The organism is Streptomyces boetiae (assembly GCF_031845405.1).
In the GTDB taxonomy this organism is placed as follows: Bacteria; Actinomycetota; Actinomycetes; order Streptomycetales; family Streptomycetaceae; genus Streptomyces; species Streptomyces boetiae.
Genome location: NZ_JAVREN010000014.1, coordinates 54,039 through 72,262, shown reverse-complemented (window position 1 = coordinate 72,262; position 18,224 = coordinate 54,039). Strand labels below are relative to the sequence as shown.

General features: G+C 74.2%; 17 protein-coding genes. 15 read left to right on the top strand and 2 right to left on the bottom strand.

All coding sequences use genetic code 11. The features are described from left to right. Positions 1-3: 3 nt before the first annotated feature. The 13 genes from RM780_RS12210 to RM780_RS12150 all read left to right on the top strand — a co-directional run bounded on the left by RM780_RS12210 (position 4) and on the right by RM780_RS12150 (position 14,938). Positions 4-927, top strand: a complete 924-nt coding sequence (locus RM780_RS12210; RefSeq protein WP_311630673.1) for an ABC transporter permease — start codon at positions 4-6, stop codon at positions 925-927. A gap of 25 nt (positions 928-952) precedes the next feature. Then, positions 953-1,870 carry an ABC transporter permease gene (locus RM780_RS12205; protein WP_311630714.1) on the top strand — a complete coding sequence of 306 codons (918 nt, stop codon included), beginning with the start codon at positions 953-955 and terminating at the stop codon, positions 1,868-1,870. 46 nt (positions 1,871-1,916) lie between these two features. After that, positions 1,917-2,900 (top strand): ABC transporter ATP-binding protein, encoded by a 984-nt coding sequence (locus RM780_RS12200; RefSeq protein ID WP_311630672.1) that lies wholly within the window; start codon positions 1,917-1,919, stop codon positions 2,898-2,900. Further along, positions 2,815-3,921 carry an ABC transporter ATP-binding protein gene (locus tag RM780_RS12195; RefSeq protein WP_394812944.1) on the top strand — a complete coding sequence of 369 codons (1,107 nt, stop codon included), beginning with the start codon at positions 2,815-2,817 and terminating at the stop codon, positions 3,919-3,921. The genes RM780_RS12200 and RM780_RS12195 overlap by 86 nt, the downstream gene beginning before the upstream one ends. Positions 3,922-4,308: 387 nt before the next feature. Further along, positions 4,309-5,286: an ABC transporter permease gene (locus RM780_RS12190; protein WP_311630670.1), complete on the top strand. Its 978-nt coding sequence runs from the start codon at positions 4,309-4,311 to the stop codon at positions 5,284-5,286. 82 nt (positions 5,287-5,368) lie between these two features. Further along, the gene (locus RM780_RS12185) at positions 5,369-7,165 is read left to right on the top strand and encodes an ABC transporter substrate-binding protein (RefSeq protein WP_311630669.1); all 1,797 of its coding nucleotides are present in this window, start codon (positions 5,369-5,371) and stop codon (positions 7,163-7,165) included. 6 nt (positions 7,166-7,171) lie between these two features. Next, positions 7,172-8,149, top strand: a complete 978-nt coding sequence (locus RM780_RS12180) for an ABC transporter permease (RefSeq protein ID WP_311630668.1) — start codon at positions 7,172-7,174, stop codon at positions 8,147-8,149. Between the two features lie 9 nt (positions 8,150-8,158). Continuing rightward, positions 8,159-9,202, top strand: a complete 1,044-nt coding sequence (locus tag RM780_RS12175; protein WP_311630667.1) for an ABC transporter ATP-binding protein — start codon at positions 8,159-8,161, stop codon at positions 9,200-9,202. Between the two features lie 62 nt (positions 9,203-9,264). Further along, positions 9,265-10,350 (top strand): ABC transporter ATP-binding protein, encoded by a 1,086-nt coding sequence (locus RM780_RS12170; protein WP_311630666.1) that lies wholly within the window; start codon positions 9,265-9,267, stop codon positions 10,348-10,350. A gap of 163 nt (positions 10,351-10,513) precedes the next feature. Beyond that, a complete protein-coding gene (locus RM780_RS12165; protein WP_311630665.1) occupies positions 10,514-10,708 on the top strand; it encodes a hypothetical protein in 195 nt (64 codons plus the stop codon). A 42-nt stretch (positions 10,709-10,750) separates the two neighbouring features. Further along, positions 10,751-11,614: an N-acetyl-1-D-myo-inositol-2-amino-2-deoxy-alpha-D-glucopyranoside deacetylase gene (gene mshB / locus RM780_RS12160; protein WP_311630664.1), complete on the top strand. Its 864-nt coding sequence runs from the start codon at positions 10,751-10,753 to the stop codon at positions 11,612-11,614. Next, positions 11,611-11,988 (top strand): DUF6113 family protein, encoded by a 378-nt coding sequence (locus tag RM780_RS12155; protein ID WP_311630663.1) that lies wholly within the window; start codon positions 11,611-11,613, stop codon positions 11,986-11,988. The genes mshB and RM780_RS12155 overlap by 4 nt, the downstream gene beginning before the upstream one ends. Before the next feature lie 1,474 nt (positions 11,989-13,462). Next, positions 13,463-14,938, top strand: coding sequence for a hypothetical protein (locus RM780_RS12150; protein WP_311630662.1), 1,476 nt, complete (start codon positions 13,463-13,465; stop codon positions 14,936-14,938). Between the two features lie 73 nt (positions 14,939-15,011). Here RM780_RS12150 and RM780_RS12145 read toward each other — a convergent pair whose 3' ends face one another. Continuing rightward, entirely contained in the window at positions 15,012-15,980 is a 969-nt protein-coding gene (locus RM780_RS12145) for a GNAT family N-acetyltransferase (protein ID WP_311630661.1), read from the bottom strand. A 129-nt stretch (positions 15,981-16,109) separates the two neighbouring features. Between RM780_RS12145 and fdxA the strand changes: the two genes are divergently transcribed. Beyond that, the gene (fdxA, locus tag RM780_RS12140; RefSeq protein ID WP_120697453.1) at positions 16,110-16,436 is read left to right on the top strand and encodes a ferredoxin; all 327 of its coding nucleotides are present in this window, start codon (positions 16,110-16,112) and stop codon (positions 16,434-16,436) included. Next, complete coding sequence (gene dapC / locus RM780_RS12135) at positions 16,433-17,557, top strand: succinyldiaminopimelate transaminase (RefSeq protein ID WP_311630660.1); 1,125 nt, start codon at positions 16,433-16,435, stop codon at positions 17,555-17,557. Before fdxA ends, dapC begins: the two co-directional genes overlap by 4 nt. Before the next feature lie 59 nt (positions 17,558-17,616). Here the strand turns inward: dapC and RM780_RS12130 are convergent, their stop codons facing one another. Continuing rightward, entirely contained in the window at positions 17,617-18,015 is a 399-nt protein-coding gene (locus tag RM780_RS12130) for an ATP-binding protein (RefSeq protein WP_311630659.1), read from the bottom strand. Positions 18,016-18,224 lie beyond the last annotated feature (209 nt).

Sequence of the window (18,224 nt, the reverse complement as noted above, 5' to 3'; positions counted from 1 at the left end):
CTCATGGGGCGCTACGTCCTGCGACGCCTGCTCCAGATGATCCCGGTCTTCCTCGGTGCGACCTTCCTCATCTTCCTGATGGTCTACGCCCTGGGCGACCCGGTCTCGGCCCTCTTCGGGGACCGCGGCCCCGACCCGGCCACCGCCGCCGCGCTGCGCGAGGAGTTCCACCTCGATCAGCCCGTGTGGCGGCAGTACCTGCTCTACATGCGGGACATCCTCAGCGGCGACTTCGGCACCGCCTTCAACGGGGAGCCGGTCACCGCGCTGATGGAGCGGGCGTTCCCGATCAGCTTCCGCCTGATGCTGGTCGCGCTCGTGCTGGAGATGATCCTGGGCATCGCCCTGGGCGTCGTCACCGGCCTGCGCCGCGGGCGCGGCCTGGACACCTCCGTGCTGCTGCTCACCCTGGTGGTCATCGCCATCCCCACCTTCGTGCTCGGCACCACCGCCCAGTACTTCCTCGGCGTGGAGCTGGGCTGGATCGACCCGGCCGTCAGCCCCGACCCGCGGCTGGACGAACTCCTCGTCCCCGGCCTGATCCTGAGCCTGGTCTCCCTGGCCTACGTCACCCGCCTGACCCGGACCTCCATCGCGGAGAACGCCCGCGCCGACTACATCCGCACCGCCGTCGCCAAGGGCCTGCCGCGCCGCCGGATCGTCGTCCGCCACCTGCTGCGCAATTCCCTCATCCCCGTCGTCACCTACCTGGGCACCGACATCGGCACGCTGATGGCCGGGGCCATCGTCACCGAGCGGATCTTCAACATCCAGGGCGTGGGCTACCAGCTCTTCCAGGGCATCCTGCGGCAGAACTCGCCCACGGTGGTGGGCTTCGTCGTCGTCCTGGTGCTGATCTACCTCCTGGCCAACCTGCTCGTGGACCTGCTCTACGCCGTGCTCGACCCGAGGATCCGCTATGCCTGACCCCTCCCCGCGGCAGCCGCCCCCGATGGAGGCCCAGGAGGACGCCGTCGCGAAGGGCCTCACCGCCGGCGGTACCGTGCCCGAGCCCGGCGCCCCGCGCGGCCTGTGGTCGGACGCCTGGCACGACCTGCGGCGCAACCCCGTCTTCGTGGTCTCCGCGCTGCTGATCGTCTTCCTGGTGCTGATCGCGCTGTGGCCCGGCCTCATCGCGGGCCAGGATCCGCAGCGCTGCCAGCTCGGGCGTTCGCTGGAGGGCCCGGACTCCGGGCACTGGTTCGGCTTCGACACCCAGGGCTGCGACGTCTACACCCGGACCGTGCACGGGGCGCGGGCCTCGATCGCGGTGGGGCTGGTGGCCACGCTGGGCGTCGCGCTGGTGGGCGCGGTGACGGGCGCCCTGGCCGGCTTCTTCGGCGGCGTCCTGGACACGCTGCTCTCCCGGGTCACCGACGTGTTCTTCGGCATCCCGATGGTGCTGGGCGCCATCGTCTTCCTGTCCATGATCACCCTCACCGGCATCTGGCCGGTGGTGCTGGTCATCGCCGCCCTCGGCTGGCCGCCCGTCGCCCGCGTCACCCGGGGCGCGGTGATCACCGCCAAGCAGCACGACTACGTGGCGGCGGCCCGCGCGCTGGGGGCGGGCAACGCCCGGCTGCTGCTGCGGCACGTGCTGCCGAACGCCGTGGCGCCGGTGATCGTGATGGCGACCATCATGCTGGGCACCTTCATCGCGCTGGAGGCCACGCTCAGCTACCTCGGCGTGGGCCTGCGCCCGCCGACGGTGTCCTGGGGCGTGGACATCTCGGCCGCCTCGGACGGGATGCAGTTCCGCAACGCCCCGCACATCCTGCTCTATCCGGCCGCCGCGCTCAGCCTGACGGTGCTGGCGTTCATCATGCTCGGCGACGCGGTGCGCGACGCCCTGGACCCGAAGCTCCGCTGAGCCCGCCACGAGCCCGAGCCCCCGGCCACTCAAGGAGGAACGCCGCATGCTGCTCGAAGTCCGCGACCTGCGGGTGGAGTTCGCCACCCGCGAGGGGGTGGCCCGCGCGGTGAACGGCGTCAGCTACTCCGTGGACGCGGGCGAGACGCTGGCCGTGCTGGGGGAGTCGGGCTCGGGGAAGTCGGTCACGGCGCAGGCGGTGATGGGCATCCTCGACGCGCCGCCGGGGCGGATCGCCGGGGGCCAGATCCTCTTCCAGGGGCGCGACCTGCTGACGCTGGGGCGGGAGGAGCGGCGGCGCATCCGGGGGGAGCGGATGGCGATGATCTTCCAGGACGCGCTTTCGGCGCTGAATCCGGTGCTGTCGGTGGGGTTTCAGTTGGGGGAGATGTTCCGGGTGCATCGGGGGGTGTCGCGTCGGGAGGCGCGGGCGCGGGCCGTTGAGTTGATGGACCGGGTGCGGATTCCGGCGGCGAGGGAGCGGGTGAATGACTATCCGCATCAGTTTTCTGGGGGTATGCGGCAGCGGATCATGATCGCGATGGCGCTGGCTCTGGAGCCGGATCTGATCATCGCGGACGAGCCGACGACGGCTTTGGATGTGACGGTGCAGGCTCAGGTGATGGATCTGCTGGCGGAGTTGCAGCGTGAGTTCCGGATGGGTCTGATCCTGATCACGCACGATCTGGGTGTGGTGGCGGATGTGGCGGACCGGATCGCGGTGATGTACGCGGGGCGGATCGTGGAGACGGCTCCGGTGAAGGAGCTGTACGCGCGCCCCGCCCATCCCTATACGCGGGGTCTGCTGGACTCGATCCCGCGGCTGGATCACAAGGGGCGGGAGCTGTACGCGATCAAGGGCCTGCCGCCCAGCCTGACCGCCATCCCCTCCGGCTGCCCCTTCAACCCCCGCTGCCCGCAGGCCAGGGACGTGTGCCGCAGCGATCCGCGTCCCCCGCTCTACGAGGTCGAGGGCGAGGCCGGGCGTTCGAGCGCCTGTCACTTCTGGGAGGAGACCGTCCGTGGCTGAGCCGATCCTCCAGGTGCGCGACCTGGTCAAGCACTTCCCCCTCACCCACGGCCTGCTGCTGCGCCGCCGGGTCGGGGCCGTGCGGGCGGTGGACGGGGTCTCCTTCGACCTGCGTCCGGGCGAGACCCTGGGCATCGTCGGGGAGTCGGGCTGCGGCAAGTCCACCGTGGCGAAGCTGCTGATGGCCCTGGAGCGGCCGACGGCCGGGCAGATCCTCTACAAGGGCGAGGACATCGCGAAGCTGTCGGGCCGGGCCCTGAAGGCGGTGCGGCGCAATATCCAGATGGTCTTCCAGGACCCCTATACGTCCCTGAATCCGCGGATGACGGTGGGGGACATCGTCGGGGAGCCCTTCGAGATCCACCCCGAGGCGGCGCCGAAGGGCAGCCGCCGGCAGAAGGTCCGCGAGCTGCTGGACGTGGTGGGCCTGAACCCGGAGTACATCAACCGCTATCCGCACCAGTTCTCCGGCGGCCAGCGCCAGCGCATCGGCATCGCCCGCGGCCTGGCGCTGAACCCCGAGATCATCGTGGCGGACGAGCCCGTCTCCGCGCTCGACGTCTCCGTCCAGGCCCAGGTGGTGAATCTCATGGAGCGGCTGCAGGAGGAATTCTCGCTCGCCTATCTGTTCATCGCGCACGACCTGTCGATCGTGCGGCACATCTCCGACCGGATCGCCGTGATGTACCTCGGGCGGATCGTGGAGACGGGCACGGACGAGGAGATCTACGACCACCCGACCCATCCCTATACCCAGGCGCTGCTGTCGGCCGTTCCGGTCCCCGATCCGGAGCTGAGTCACCGGCGCGAGCGCATCATTCTGGCCGGGGACGTGCCCTCCCCGGCCAATCCGCCCTCCGGATGCCGTTTCCGCACCCGCTGCTGGAAGGCGCGGGAGCTGTGCGCGGAGGTGGACCCGCCGCTGGCCGTGCCGATGGAGTTCGCGGGGCTGCCGGGGCCGGGGGCGCACCCCTCGGCCTGTCATTTCGCGGAGGAGAAGCGGCGCGTGGCGCGCATGTGACGGGAACGCCGGCCGCGAGGTGGCCGGGACATGCACCGGGGCGGCGCGGGCCTGATGGCCGCGCCGCCCCGGTCTACGGCACCCGCACGGCCGTACCGCCTCAGTCTGGGCCGTCCGCATATCGGCGTAGGGTCTGGGACGTTGCCTCCTTGTTAACTGGCGGCGTCATCACTTGTCGGAACATTTCGGTTGGCAGCCGATCGCGTCAAGCGCGTTTGTGCGTCAATCCGCGCAATATCGGCCCGTTAATTGACCGTCATAGGCTTATACCACCGTTATCTCTTGACGGATCGGGCTCCCCTTGCGACAGTCGCGGTCACTTCGCGCATCACACCGCTCGCACCGACACCGCATCGCCCGTCGCACATCGCAACCGCCGGGGGAGACGTGACGACCAGCCAACTTCCGGCCGCCGGGGCCGGTTCGCACGAGGGCAGATCGCCGGGCCGCCTCGTCTGGCTGCGTTTCCGCCGCGACCGGGTGGGCGTCGCCGCCGCCTGCGTGGTGCTCTTCTTCTTTCTGATCGCACTCTGCGCGCCGCTGATCGCCCGGCTCTACGGAAAGGACCCCTACACGCGCTACGGACAGCGCGAGGAGGGCCTGCTCAACGAATTCGGCTATCCCGTGAAGCCGAACGGCGGAATCGACGGAGAATTCTGGTTCGGGCTGGAACCCTTCATGGGGCGCGATGTCTTCACGCAGCTCCTCTACGGCATCCGCACCTCGCTCGGGATCGCGCTCGCCGCCACCCTGCTGGCCACCGCCACGGCCGTTCTGCTCGGGATCGCGGCCGGATACCTCGGCGGGCGCTGGGACTTCCTCATCAGCCGCTTCACCGACCTGCTGATGGCCTTCCCCAACCAGCTCTTCTTCGTGGCCTTCCTGCCCATCGTGGCCACGCTGTTCGTCGATCCGCGCGAGGAGACGCCGACCTGGGTGCGGGTGGCCTCCGTCGTCGTGGTCCTGTGGGCGCTGGGCTGGATGGGCCTGGCCCGCATCCTGCGCGGCGTCACCCTGGCCCTGCGCGAGCGGGAGTTCGTCGAGGCGGCCCGGGTCAGCGGCGCCTCGCCCTGGCGGATCATCCGCAGGGAGCTGCTGCCCAACGTGGTCTCGCCCGTGCTCGTCCAGGCCACGTACATGCTGCCCAACTTCGTGACCACCGCCGCCGCCCTGTCCTTTCTCGGCGTCGGCCTGGTCGAGCCGACCCCGGACTGGGGGCGGATGTTCGCCATCGGCGCCGAGGTCCACCGCGCCGACATCACCTACATGTTCTTCCCCGGCGTCTCGATGGTGATCTTCGTCGTCGCCTTCAACCTGCTCGGGGACTCGGTCCGGGACGCCTACGACCCCAAGGCGGACCGCTGAGCGCCACCCCGGGGCAGGCCGCACCCGCGGCCGCGGCACGTGAGACGCGCACGTGACAGGGAAGGGACGGGTGACAGGGACGATGAGCGGACGATCACCGCGAGCGGCCCGCCGCGCCGGGGCGGCCCTCGCGCTCGCCGGGGCGCTGCTGCTGGGCGCGTGCAGCAGCGGGGGCGGCGGGGGAGACGGCGAGGGCGGCGCGCCGCCGGCCGCGGAGGGCCTGGACACCATCCCCTTCGCGGACGAGGCGGCCTCCACCGGCCCGGCGGACCCGGTCCCCGGCGCCGAGCCGGGCGGAACGATCCGCGTGCTCCAGGCGGCCAGCCCCGCGCACCTGGACCCCGCGCAGATCTACGTCTCCTCGCAGTCCACGATCGCCCGCCTCTTCCACCGGGGCCTGACCAGCGTCCGGCTGGACGCCGAGGGCGACTACGCCGTGGTCGGGGACCTGGCCACCGACTCGGGCCGGATGTCCGAGGGCGGGCGGACGTGGACGTTCACGCTGAAAGAGGACCTCTACTTCGAGGACGGCAGCCCGATCACCTCCGCCGACATCCGGCACACGGTGGAGCGGACGTTCGCGGACTTCGTCACCAACGGCCCCACCTACCTCCAGCAGTGGCTGGCCGACGACACCGACTACCGCGGGCTGCTGCCCGGCGGCCCCTACGAGGGGGCGCACCTGCCCGACTCGGTGCTGGAGACCCCCGACGAGCGGACCGTCGTCCTCCACTTCCCGGCCCCGCGGCCCGACCTGCCCTACGCGCTGGCGATGACGGGCTACGCGGTGGTCTCCGAGGAGGGCGACACCCGCGAAGGCTACGACCGCGAGCCGCTGGCCTCCGGGCCCTACCGGATCGAGGAGTTCCGCCCCGACCGGTCCATGACCCTGGTCCGCAACGACTACTGGGACCCGGCGACCGACCCCGCCCGCACCGCCTACCCCGACCGCTGGGAGATCACCTTCGGCATCGAGGACCCCGCCTCCACCGCCCGCCTGATGGCCGACAACGGCGACGACCGGTACGCGATCTCGTTCAACAACGGCGTCGACCCCGCCAACGCCCCGGCCGTCTCCTCCGAGGAGCGCTACCGCGAGCGCCTGGTCTCCGGCTACCAGCCCTACGTGGCGGCCCTGGCCATCAACACCCAGCGCGTGACGGACGTTCGCGTGCGCCGGGCCATCGCCCACGCCCTGCCCCTGAGCGGCATCCTCCAGGCGTACGGGGGCGCCTTCGGCGGCGAGCTGACCGGCGGCCAGATCAGCCCCCTGCTGCCCGGCTTCCAGCCCGGGTACGACCCCTACGGGCTGGTGGAGAACGACCGGGGCGACCCCGAGCGGGCGCGCGAGCTGCTGGAGGAGGCCGGCGCGGTCGGCCAGGAGCTGAACTTCGTCCACCACACCGGCACCGAGGACGCCCGTGCCGCCGTGGTCATCGAAGGGGCGCTGGAGGAGGCCGGCTTCGAGGTCAACCGCCGCGAGGTCGCCGAGGCCACCTACTACGACGAGATCGGCCCGGTGGACAACGGCTACGACATCTACCGCGCCAACTGGGGCCACGACTGGCTCTCCGCCTCCACCGTGATCCCGCCCCTCTTCGACGGCCGCCTGATCTTCGACGACGGCAACAACTACGCCCGCCTGGACGACGAGGAGGTCAACGCCGAGATCGACCGCATCTCCGCCCTCACCGACCAGGCCGAGGCCGCGCGGGAGTGGTTCGAGCTCAGCCGCACCATCCTGGAGGAGCACGCGGCGATGATCCCCCTCTTCGCCTACCGGCAGAACATCCTGCACGGCTCGCTGGTCGGCGGGGCCGTCTTCAACAACGACCTGGGCACGGTGGACATGAACCGGCTCCACGTGATCCAGGAGTAGCGGCCGATGCTCCGCTTCCTCGTGCGGCGCACGCTCGGCGCCCTCGCGATCCTGCTGATCATCAGCGCCCTGACGTTCTTCCTCTTCTACGCCATCCCGCGCAACCCCGCGCTGCTCTCCTGCGGGCGCACCTGCACCCCCGAGCAACTGGCCGTCGTGGAGCGGAACCTGGGCCTGGACGACCCCGTGCCCCAGCAGTACGCGGCCTACCTGGCCGGGATCCTCGCCGGGCGCGACTTCCCGGCCGGGCACTGCCCCGCGCCCTGCCTCGGCTTCTCCTTCGCCGACAACAGGCCCGTCCTGGACACCATCCTCGACCGGCTGCCCACCACGGTCTCGCTGACCGTGGGCGGCGCGGCCGTCTTCCTCACCCTCGGCCTGGCCCTGGGCATGCTCGCCGCCTGGCGCCGTGGCACCTGGGTGGACAAGACGATGAGCTCCGCCTCGCTGGTGCTGGGCTCCCTGCAGATCTACTTCCTCGGGCCGCTGGCCATGGCCGTTCTCGTGCACAACCTCGGAGTCCTGGAGCAGCCCGAGTACGTGCCCCTCACCGAGGACCCGGCCGGCTGGTTCCAGGGGCTGCTGCTGCCCTGGCTGGTGCTGGCCACGATCTTCACCGCCAACTACACCCGCATGGCGCGGGCCGGGCTGGTCGAGCAGCTCCAGGAGGACCACGTGCGCACCGCCCGCGCCAAGGGCATGTCCGGGGCCACGGTCTTCTTCCGGCACGCCTGGCGCGGCTCGCTGATCCCCGTCGTCACGATCTTCGGCATCGACCTCGGCTCGCTCTTCGGCGGCGCCATGATCACGGAGGCCACCTTCTCCCTCCCCGGGCTCGGCAGGCTGGCCGTCGGCTCCGTGATCCGCTCCGACCTGCCGATGCTGATGGGCGTGATGCTCTTCGCCGCGGCGGTGATCGTCCTGTGCAACATCCTCGTCGACGCCTGCTACGCGCTGATCGACCCGCGCGTGCGGGCGGCCTAGGAGCGGCCCGTGAGCCCCGAACCACCCCCTCCCCTCCTCTCGGTGCGGGACCTGCGCGTGCACTTCCCCACCGAGGACGGCCTGGTGAAGGCCGTGGACGGCCTGTCCTTCGACCTCGCCCGCGGCCGGACCCTGGGCGTCGTCGGGGAGTCCGGCTCCGGCAAGTCCGTGGCCACCCAGGCCGTTCTGGGCCTGCACAGCCCCGCCAGGACCCGCGTCGGCGGCGAGGTGCGCTTCGAGGGCGAGGAGCTGATCGGCGCCCCCGAACGCCGGCTGGCGCGGCTGCGCGGCAACCGGATCGCAGTCGTCTTCCAGGACCCTCTCACCGCGCTCTCGCCGTACCACACCGTGGGCCGGCAGATCGCGGAGCCGTACCGCAGGCACCGGGGCGCCTCCCGCCGCGAGGCCCGCGAGCGCGCCGTGGAGATGCTCGCCCGGGTCGGCATCCCCCGGCCCCGCAGCCGGCACGACGACTACCCGCACCAGTTCTCCGGCGGAATGCGCCAGCGGGTGATGATCGCCATGGCCCTGGTCTGCGCGCCCGACCTGCTGATCGCGGACGAGCCCACCACCGCGCTCGACGTCACCGTGCAGGCGCAGATCCTCGACCTGCTGATGGAACTGCGCGAGGAGTCCGGCTCCGCGATCGTCCTCATCACCCACGACCTGGGCGTGGTCTCCGGCTTCGCCGACGAGGTGCTGGTGATGTACGCCGGGCGTGCCGCCGAGCACGGCACCGCGCGCGAGGTCCTGGGCCGCCCCCGGCACCCGTACACCTGGGGCCTGCTGACCTCGATGCCGCGCCTGTCCGCCGAGGCCGGCCGGGACCTGGTGCCCATCCCCGGCGCTCCGCCCAGCCTGATCCACCCGCCGCCGGGCTGCGCGTTCCGCCCTCGCTGCGCCTACCCGAAGGAGGTGAGCGGGCCGCTGGAGTGCGCCCGCGACCGGCCCGAGGCGCCGCCCGGCCACGGCCCGGCCTGCCACCTGGAACCCGCGCGGGCCGAGGCCCTGTTCGCCGAGCGCGTCCTGCCCCGGTTGACCGGGCGGCCGTGAATGCCCCACCCCCGAGGGACCGCGGGCGAAGAACGATGCCGGCACCGAGGCGAGGAGCGCCGATGAGCACGCCGGAGCCGGACGGGCCGCTGCTGAGCGCGTCCGGGCTGACCAAGCACTTCCCGCAGCGCGGCGGCCTCCCCTTCCGCCGCGCCGCCGGGGCGGTCCGGGCCGTGGACGGCCTGGACCTGACCGTGCGCGCCGGGGAGAGCGTCGGCCTGGTCGGGGAGTCCGGCTGCGGCAAGTCCACCACCGGGCGCCTGCTGGCCCGGCTCCTGGAGCCGACCGCGGGCACCGTCACCTACCGGGGCCGGGACATCACCCACGCCGGCCGGCGCCAACTGGCGTCCGTGCGCCCCGAGATCCAGATGATCTTCCAGGACCCCTACGCCTCCCTCAACCCCCGGCAGACCGTGGGCGCCATCGTCCGCGCCCCGCTGGAGATCCACGGCATCCGCCCGCCCGGCGGCCGGGAGGCCCGCGTCCGCGAGCTGCTGGAGACCGTGGGCCTCAACCCCGAGCACTACAACCGCTTCCCCCACGAGTTCTCCGGGGGCCAGCGCCAGCGCGTCGGGGTCGCCAGGGCGCTGGCCCTGAACCCCCGGCTGATCATCGCGGACGAGCCGGTCTCCGCGCTGGACGTCTCCATCCAGGCCCAGGTCGTCAACCTCCTGCAACGGGTGCGCCGCGAGCGGGGGATCGCGTTCCTCTTCATCGCGCACGACCTCGCCGTGGTGCGGCATTTCTCACAGCGGATCGCCGTCATGTACCTCGGGAAGATCGTCGAGGCGGGCGACCGGGCCGCGATCTACGAACGCCCGCGCCACCCCTACACCCACGCCCTGCTCTCCGCCGTACCCGAGCCGGGGCTCTTCCCCGGGGGCGCCTCCGGGCCGGAACCGGGGGACCCGGAAGGGGCCCCGCAGGGGGCGCGCACCACCCCGCGCGCGAGCCGGCGCATCCGCCTGACCGGGGACGTTCCCTCTCCGGCGGACCCGCCCTCGGGGTGCCGCTTCCGCACCCGCTGCTGGAAGGCCGCCGACCTGTGCGCCGCCGAGGAGCCCCCGCTGACCCGGCTGGAGGGGAACGCTCCCGGGCACCTGACTGCCTGTCACTTCCCCGTACGGCGCCCGCCGTTCACCTCGTGAGCCGGGGGGCGTGCGCCCCTTCTCTGCTCCTGTGCACCGAGGCATGTCCGCCCCGTTGATCGTTATGATCCCAAGCGCATGGTGGGTAGGTAACTTCCAGGAAGGGAAGGGACTCCCGGCCTGCCCTGAAACGGGCACGACTTCGTCATGGAGGTGATCCTGGGTGGCGCTCGAGGTCTCCGCGGTCCTGCTGCTTGCGGTCATTGTCGTTCTGCTGGTCAGGAGGGCCGGGCTGAACGTGATGCACGCCATCGTCTGCGTGCTCCTGGGGTTCTATCTCGCCAGCTCGAACATGGCCCCCACGATCGACGGCTTCTCCTCCAGCATCGCGGACATGATCAACGAGTTGAGCTTCTAGCCGGGCGGGCCGCGGGCCCGGCCACGCTCTAGGCTCGGCCCCATGAGTCCCGCACCCCCGGGCGTGCTGCTGGTGCACGCGCACCCCGACGACGAGTCGATCGGAAACGGCGTGACGATGGCGGCGTGCGTGCGCGCGGGCGTGCGCGTGACGCTGGTCACCTGCACGCTCGGCGAGGAGGGCGAGGTCATCCCGCCCGCCCTCGCGCACCTCGCCGCCGGCCGGGACGACGCGCTCGGGCCGCACCGCGCGCGGGAGCTGGCCGCGGCCCTGCGCGCGCTGGGCGTCACCGACCACCGCTACCTGGGCGGGACCGGCCGCTGGCGCGACTCCGGGATGCGCGGGCTGCCCTCCAACGACCACCCCGACGCCTTCTGCCGCGCCGACCCCGAGGAGGCCGCCGCCGCGCTGGCCGAGGTGATCGCCGAGGCGCGCCCCGCGGTCCTGATCACCTACACCCCCGACGGCGGGTACGGGCACCCCGACCACGTCCAGGCCCACCGCGCGGCCATGCGGGCCGTGGCCCTCGCCACCCCCCGCCACCGTGTGCGCCGCGTGCTGTGGAACTGCCTGCCCCGCGCCGGAGCCGAGTCCCGGCTCGCGGCCCTGCGCGCCGCCGGGACCGGGCCGTTCCCCGCCGTCGCCGGGCCCGGGGACCTGCCGGGACTGGTGCCCGACGGGGACGTGGCCCTGGCCGTTCCCGGCGGCGCGGCCGAGGTGGCGGCCAAGGCGGCGGCGATGGCCGCGCACGCCACCCAGCTCACCGTCGCCGGGGACGCCTTCGCGCTGTCCAACGGGCTGGCGCAGCCGCTGTGGGAGACCGAGTACTACCTGCTGGGCGAGGGCGAGCCGGTGCCGCAGGGCGCGCGGGACGTCCTGGCCGGGCTCGCGGAGGAGGCGCGATGAGGTTCGTGGCGTACGTGGGGCTCGGGCTGCTCGGCGTCCTGGCCGGGGTGGCGGGATCGCTGGTGCAGGGCGGGTGGTTCCCGCTCGGGCTGCTGCTCGCGCTGGGGGGCGCGGGGGGGCTCTTCTGGGGTGGTGCGCTGCTGACGCGCACCCGCGTGGGCGCCGCCGCTCCCGCCGGCGGCTGGTCCGTCGCCGTGCTGGCCCTGACGGTGACCCGGCCGCAGGGCGACTTCATCTTCGCGGCGGGGGCGAGCAGTTACCTGTTCCTGCTGGGGGGCATGGCGATCGCGGTGGCCTGCGGGACGCTGGCGCCCACGGAACGGCCGATGTTCGCCCTGCCCGAGTCGCGGCCCCGGTCCGGCGCGGGGGCCTGAGGGGTCGCCCTCGCGGCGTTCCGGCGGGGGCCGGTCAACGCCCTTGGCACACGCGGGAACGTCCCCGCGGCGGCCTGTGCGCGTCGGCCATGTGGCGATCTCGTGGTCGGGACGTGGCGGCCTCCGCGCCCCAGTATGGTGGGCCCAACCGCCCGGTCCCGGTCCGCCTGCGGGAGAAGCCGGTAAGCCAACGGGAGACCCTGCCTTGAGTCGTGACACTGACAATCCGCCGCCCGGAGCGCCCGGCCGGCGGGAGCCGCAGCGCAGCGAGGGGGACGCCGCCCTCCCGCGAGCGCCGCGAGCCGAGGAGAAGACCGAGACCACGCTGACGACCCGCGCCCGGATCACCATCCCGGGCTCCCGGCCCATTCCGCCCATCGTCGTGCGCGAGACGGTCAGCGGCGAGCCGGCCGCCCCCGCGGCCCCCGCTCCCGTGGCGGTCCCGGAGCGGCCCGGGGGAGCGACGGAGGGCGGCGACGCGGCGGACGGCGGCGAGGAGAAGCGCTCCAGCTCCTGGTTCGAACCCCGCAAACGCCCCGCCCCCCGCCCCGACGGCCTCCCCCGCCCGGCCCCCTTCGACGGCACGCCCCCCTCGGGGACCCCGGCGCACGGCCCCGGCGGCACGCCCCCTTCGGGGACCCCGGCCTCGGGCCGCCCCGGTTTCGGGGACACGTCGGCCTTCGGCGGTCCCGGCGGAGCCGGGAGCACCCCTCCTTCGGGAACCCCGGCCTTCGGCGGTGCCGGGTACGGGGACACGTCGCCCTTCGGTCCGTCCTCGGGCAGTCCCGGCGCAGCCGCCTCCGGCGGAGCCGGCGGTACGCCCGCCTTCGGCGGTTCCGGCCGGCCCGGGTCCGGTGGCCTGGGCTTCGATGGCACGCCCGCGTCGGGCACGCCTGCCTTGGGCGCTACCGGCGGAGCCGGGGGCACACCCCCTTCGGGGACTCCGGCCTTCGGCGGTTCCGGCTTCGCGGACACCTCGGGTTTCGATCCGTCCTCCGGCGGTTCCGGCCGGCCCGGGTCCGGTGGCCTGGGCTTCGATGGCACGCCCGCGTCCGGTACCCCCGCCTTCCGCGGTCCCGGCGGAGCCGGCGGCACGCCCCCTTCGGGGACGCCCGCCTTCGACGGTTCCAGGTTCGGGGACACGTCGTCCTTCGGCGCGTCCGCCTCCGGCGGTTCGGGCGCAGCCGCCTTCGGCGGAGCCGCCGGTACTCCCGCCTCCGGGACGCCCGCCTTCGACGGTTCCGGCGGAGCCGGTCGCGCAGCCGGTGACACGTCGGCGTTCGACGGTCCCGGCGGAGCCGGTCGCGGAGCCGGTGGACGGGCGGGCGACGCCGCAGGGGGCGCGTCCGCGACGGTCGTTCCCGGGTTCGGGGACACCCCCGCGAGCGGGAGCCCGGCCTTCGGCACGCCCGTGCCGGGCGTGCCCGCGCCGTGGCCCGGGCCCGTCGGGGAGGGGGCGCTGCCGCCAAGGCCGGTGGGGCCCACCACCGGGCCGGCCACCGGCGAGATGCCCGGCGGCCGGGGCGCGGACAGCTCCCCCGAGGCCGGCTGGGGCAGCGCCCCCGCGCCCGCGCCCGGCCGCGCCTCCCTCGCCGGCCTGGCCGGCGGCCCGCGCCTGGCCGACCTTCCCGAGGACCCGGCCGCGGCCACCATGGACCTCGGCGGGCCCTTCCCGCCCGCGCCCCCGCCCGAGCTGACCGGCACCGGGCCGATGGCGGCGCTCACCGACCCGTTCACCACCGGCGCCCTGCCCCGGGTGGCCGCCGCCGAGTCCGCCCCCGACGAGGGCCCCGACACCGGCGCGCTCCCCAAGGCCACCGAGGCGACGGGCCCGGCCGTTCCCCCGCCCGGCCCGCGCCCGCCCGCCGTGGTCGGGCGGCACGAGGCCGAGCGGGCGGCCGAGGAGGCGGAGAAGGCAGAACAGGCGGCCCCGGCCGAGGAGGAGAAACGGCCCGCCCCCGCGCCCAAGGCCGCCCCCCGCCGCTCCTCCCGGCGCCTGCGCCTCCTCGCCGTCTGCGTCGTGGGCGTGGCCGTCGTCGCCTACGGTGCCGGCCTCTTCCTCAGCCCCGAGGACGTTCCCAAGGGAACGACCGTCCTGGGCGTGGACATCGGCGGCCTCAGCTCGCAGGACGCCCGCAGCCGCCTGGATACCGCGCTGGAGCGGGCGAACAACGACCCGCTGACGCTGATCCTCGGCGACCGCGAGGTGCAGCTCGCCCCGGACGTGGCCGGGCTGTCCGTGGACACCGAGGCCACCGTGCGCGCCTCCTCCGGCCAGGACTACAACCCCGTGGCCGTGATCGGCTCCCTCTTCGGCGCCGAGCGCACCGAGGAGGCCGTCTTCGCGGTGGACCGCGAGAAGCTGACCGTGGCCCTGCGCGACGTGGCCGGGGGCGAGGCCGGGGCGGCCGGGCCCGTGGACGGCACCGTGGTCTTCGAGAGCGGCCAGGCCATCGGGCGGCTCGGGGAGCCCGGCACCGCCGTGGACATCGAGGCCGCGGCCGACGCGGTGGAGCGCGCCTTCCGCGACCGCGCCGCCACCGGCCGCAACCCGGCCGTCGAACTCCCCATGACCACCCAGGAGCCGTTGATCGGCGCCGACGAGGTGGAGCGCGCGCTCATGGAGTTCGGAGAGCCCGCCATGTCCGGCTTCCTCTGGCTGGTTGCGGGCAACGCCGAGGTGCCGTTCAGCCCGGACACCCTGAGCCGGCTGCTGACGATGGTGCCGAGCGAGAGCGGCACCCTCCAGCCGGTGATGGACCTGGAGGGCCTGGCGGCGGCCTACGGCGGGGCGTTCGACGGCGTGGTGATCGACGGCGGCGCCGGGCAGGTCCCCATGCAGCCCGAGCACGCCGCCGCCGCGATGATCGAGGCCCTGCGCGAGACCGCGACCGTGGACGGCGGCGTGGGCCGCCGCGAGGCCGTGGTCGACAGCGCGGTCGGGCCGTAGCCCCGAGGGGCGGAAGGACACCGGCCCGCGCCGGGGGCGTTGACCGACGAACGCTCCCGGCGCGCGCCGCCGTTCAGCCGCCCGCCCCAGGGGCCACCCGGTAGTGGTAGCGGTGGTGGGCCGCGAAGCCGAGGGAGGCGTACAGGGCCCGGGCGGGGTCGTTGTCCGCTTCCACCTGGAGGTGCGCGGTCTCGGCGCCCTCGGCCAGCGCCGCCCGGGCCAGCGCGGCGAGCACCGCCGTGCCCAGGCCCTCGCGCCGCCGCCCCGGGTCCACCCGCATCGCGCTCAGGCCCGCGAACCTGCCGTCCACCACGCACCGGCCCACCGCCGCGGGCGCGCCCTCCCCGCCCGGGACGAGCGCGAACAGCGTCGCCGGCCCCCCGGCCAGCACCTTCCGCGCGGCCTCCGGGGCCTCGCCGGCCCGCGGCCAGCCGCGCAGCCACTCCCCGTCCGGCTCGCGCAGCAGCCGCACCTCCGCGGCCGGCCCCTCGGCCCCGAGCCCGGCCAGGGGCGCGAGCGGCGCCACCTGCACCACGGCGTGTGCCTCGGGCGCCCAGCCGCGCGCCGCCGCCTCGCGTTCCGCCGCCGAGCCCTCCACGACGTGCAGCAGCGCGGGCAGGCCGCGGGCGGCGTACCAGGCGGCGATCCGCTCCAGGTCGGGCAGGTCGCGGCCCACGGGCAGCGCGGAGTTGGCCCGCCGGGTCCAGCCCCCGGCGGCCCGCGCCAGCCAGCCGCCGATCCGCTCGGCCTCGGGGGCGGGCCAGGACCGCGCCCCGGCGGCGGTGAGTTCGGCAACGCCCGCGGCGGGCCCCGGCGGCACGACCTTCCCCGCGACCAGGCCGGACTCCGAGAGCCGCGCCACCCGCCCGTCGCGCCGCAGGACCACCAGCACCCCGCCGTTCCAGGAACTGAGCAGGCCCACGGTGTCCGTGAACCGCGCCGGGTGCTCGCCCGGGCCGGCCAGCGTCCTGACCGAGACCCGCTTGCCCACGTCGTCCGGCGTGATCCGCACGACGAGATGTCCGCCCGTGGAGAACTGCACGGTTCGATCAGCCCCCTCTTGTTCGCCCAGTGGCCCGCAGCGGCGATACTAGGGCTGAGCATCGCCGACCCCGCGCTCCCGCGCGCCCCAATGGCGGACCGACCGCCCCCATCGAGGAGGACAGACAGCGTGACCTACGTCATCGCGGAGCCTTGCGTCGACCTGAAGGACAAGGCCTGCATCGAGGAGTGCCCTGTCGACTGCATCTACGAGGGCCAGCGCGCCCTCTACATCCACCCCGACGAGTGCGTGGACTGCGGTGCTTGCGAGCCTGTGTGCCCGGTGGAGGCGATCTTCTACGAGGACGACACCCCCGAGGAGTGGAAGGACTACTACAAGGCCAACGTCGAGTTCTTCGACGAGCTGGGCTCGCCGGGCGGGGCCAGCAAGCTGGGCCTGATCGAGCGCGACCACCCCCTGATCGCGGCGCTGCCCCCGCAGAGCCACGACGAGTGACGCGCGTCGCCGTCTCGGCCCGCCTGCCGGTCTTCCCCTGGGACCGTCTGGAGCCGTACAAGTCCGCCGCGGCCGGGCACCCGGACGGGATCGTCGACCTGTCGGTCGGCACCCCCGTCGACCCGGTGCCCGAGCCCGTGCGCCGCGCGCTGGCGGCTGCGGCGGACAGCCCCGGCTACCCCACGGTGTGGGGAACGCCCCGGCTGCGCGAGGCGATCCTCGGCTGGTGCGGGCGCCGCACGGGCGCCCGCGGCCTGGACCACGCCAACGTCCTGCCGGTGATCGGCTCCAAGGAGCTGGTCGCCGGGCTGCCGGCCCAGCTCGGCATCGGGCCGGGCGAGAAGGTGGCGTACCCGGTCCCGGCCTACCCCACCTACGAGGTCGGCGCGCTGCTGGCCGGGGCCGAGCCGGTGCCCTACCGCACGGGCCCCGGGGGCCCCGAGCCGACGGGTCTGGAGAACGTCCCGGGGCTGCGGCTGCTGTGGCTGAACTCCCCGTCCAACCCCACCGGGCGGGTGCTCGGCGTGCCCGAGCTGCGGGCCGTGGTGGCGTGGGCGCGGGAGCGCGGCGTGCTGGTGGTCAGCGACGAGTGCTACCTGGAGCTGGGCTGGGAGGCGGAGCCGGTCTCGGTGCTGCACCCGGAGGTGTGCGGGGGCTCGGCCGAGGGCCTGGTCGCGGTGCACTCCCTCTCCAAGCGGTCCAACCTCGCCGGGTACCGGGCGGCCTTCCTCGCCGGGGACGCGGCGGTGCTGGGCGAGCTGCTCGCGGTGCGCAAGCACGCGGGGTTCATGCTGCCGGCGCCGGTGCAGGCGGCGATGGTGGCGGCGCTGGAGGACGACGCCCACGCGGAGGAGCAGCGCGAGCGGTACGCGGCCCGGCGGGCGGTCCTGCGGGAGGCCCTGCTCGGGCAGGGGTTCAGCCTGCGGCACAGCGAGGCCTCGCTGTACCTGTGGGCCACCCGGGGCGAGCCGTGCTGGGAGACGGTCGGCGGGCTGAGCAAGCAGGGGATCCTCGTGGCGCCGGGGGAGTTCTACGGGCCCGGGGGCGAGGAGTTCGTGCGGGTGGCGCTGACGGCCACCGACGAGCGGATCGCGGCGGCGGTCCGCCGGCTGGCGGCCTGAGCGGCGCCCCGGGAGCGTGAGCGGCGTCCCGGGGCGCCCGCCGCGGCGCGCGGCCCGGGTCAGAGGCTGAGGTTGTTGAGCTGCCGGTCCATGGAGGGCAGCGAGTCCACCAGCGCCTCGGGGGAGGGGCCGTTCTCCGCGACCGTGCGGGAGACGCCGCCGACCAGGTTGCCCGTGGTCCGCGCGGCGCCGGAGCCGGCCTCCTCCACGACGGGGCCCGCGACCGGCATCACGGCCTTGCCGAGGTCGCCGCCCGCCTCCGCGGCCAGCTCGTTGGCGACCCCGACGGAGCCCTCCAGGACCTCGGCGACCCCGTCGCCCTCCAGCGCCGCCAGGCCGCTCGGCCGGGCGCCGTGGGAATCGGCGCTCGCCTGGCCGGCCGCCGCGATCACGGGCGCGGCGCCGGCCGCGAGCAGCAGGGCGGCCCGGGCCATGCGGCGCTTGAGGGGGTGAGACATGATGCTCCTTAGCCTTCGTCGGTTCGGACGCTGTGCCTATCGCTCCGGAGCGCGGGGAGGTTGCGGCTGCCCCGGGTAAAGGATTGGTAATGCGGCCGGATTTCGCGGCGCCCGGGGCGTGCGCGACCGGGAAACGGAAAGGCGTTCTCCGGCGCCGGGGAAAGCGTTTCCGGCCGCGTTTTCCGTGTTTTCCGCGTTTTTCCGGCTTC

What these genes read in the sequence shown, in the direction of transcription:
- RM780_RS12210 (WP_311630673.1), top strand. Translation starts at nt 4, where the DNA reads ATGGGGCGCTACGTCCTGCGACGCCTGCTCCAGATGATCCCGGTCTTC.
- RM780_RS12205 (WP_311630714.1), top strand. Translation starts at nt 953, where the DNA reads ATGGAGGCCCAGGAGGACGCCGTCGCGAAGGGCCTCACCGCCGGCGGT.
- RM780_RS12200 (WP_311630672.1), top strand. Translation starts at nt 1,917, where the DNA reads ATGCTGCTCGAAGTCCGCGACCTGCGGGTGGAGTTCGCCACCCGCGAG.
- RM780_RS12185 (WP_311630669.1), top strand. Translation starts at nt 5,369, where the DNA reads ATGAGCGGACGATCACCGCGAGCGGCCCGCCGCGCCGGGGCGGCCCTC.
- RM780_RS12180 (WP_311630668.1), top strand. Translation starts at nt 7,172, where the DNA reads ATGCTCCGCTTCCTCGTGCGGCGCACGCTCGGCGCCCTCGCGATCCTG.
- RM780_RS12170 (WP_311630666.1), top strand. Translation starts at nt 9,265, where the DNA reads ATGAGCACGCCGGAGCCGGACGGGCCGCTGCTGAGCGCGTCCGGGCTG.
- mshB (WP_311630664.1), top strand. Translation starts at nt 10,751, where the DNA reads ATGAGTCCCGCACCCCCGGGCGTGCTGCTGGTGCACGCGCACCCCGAC.
- RM780_RS12155 (WP_311630663.1), top strand. Translation starts at nt 11,611, where the DNA reads ATGAGGTTCGTGGCGTACGTGGGGCTCGGGCTGCTCGGCGTCCTGGCC.
- RM780_RS12130 (WP_311630659.1), bottom strand. Translation starts at nt 18,015, where the DNA reads ATGTCTCACCCCCTCAAGCGCCGCATGGCCCGGGCCGCCCTGCTGCTC.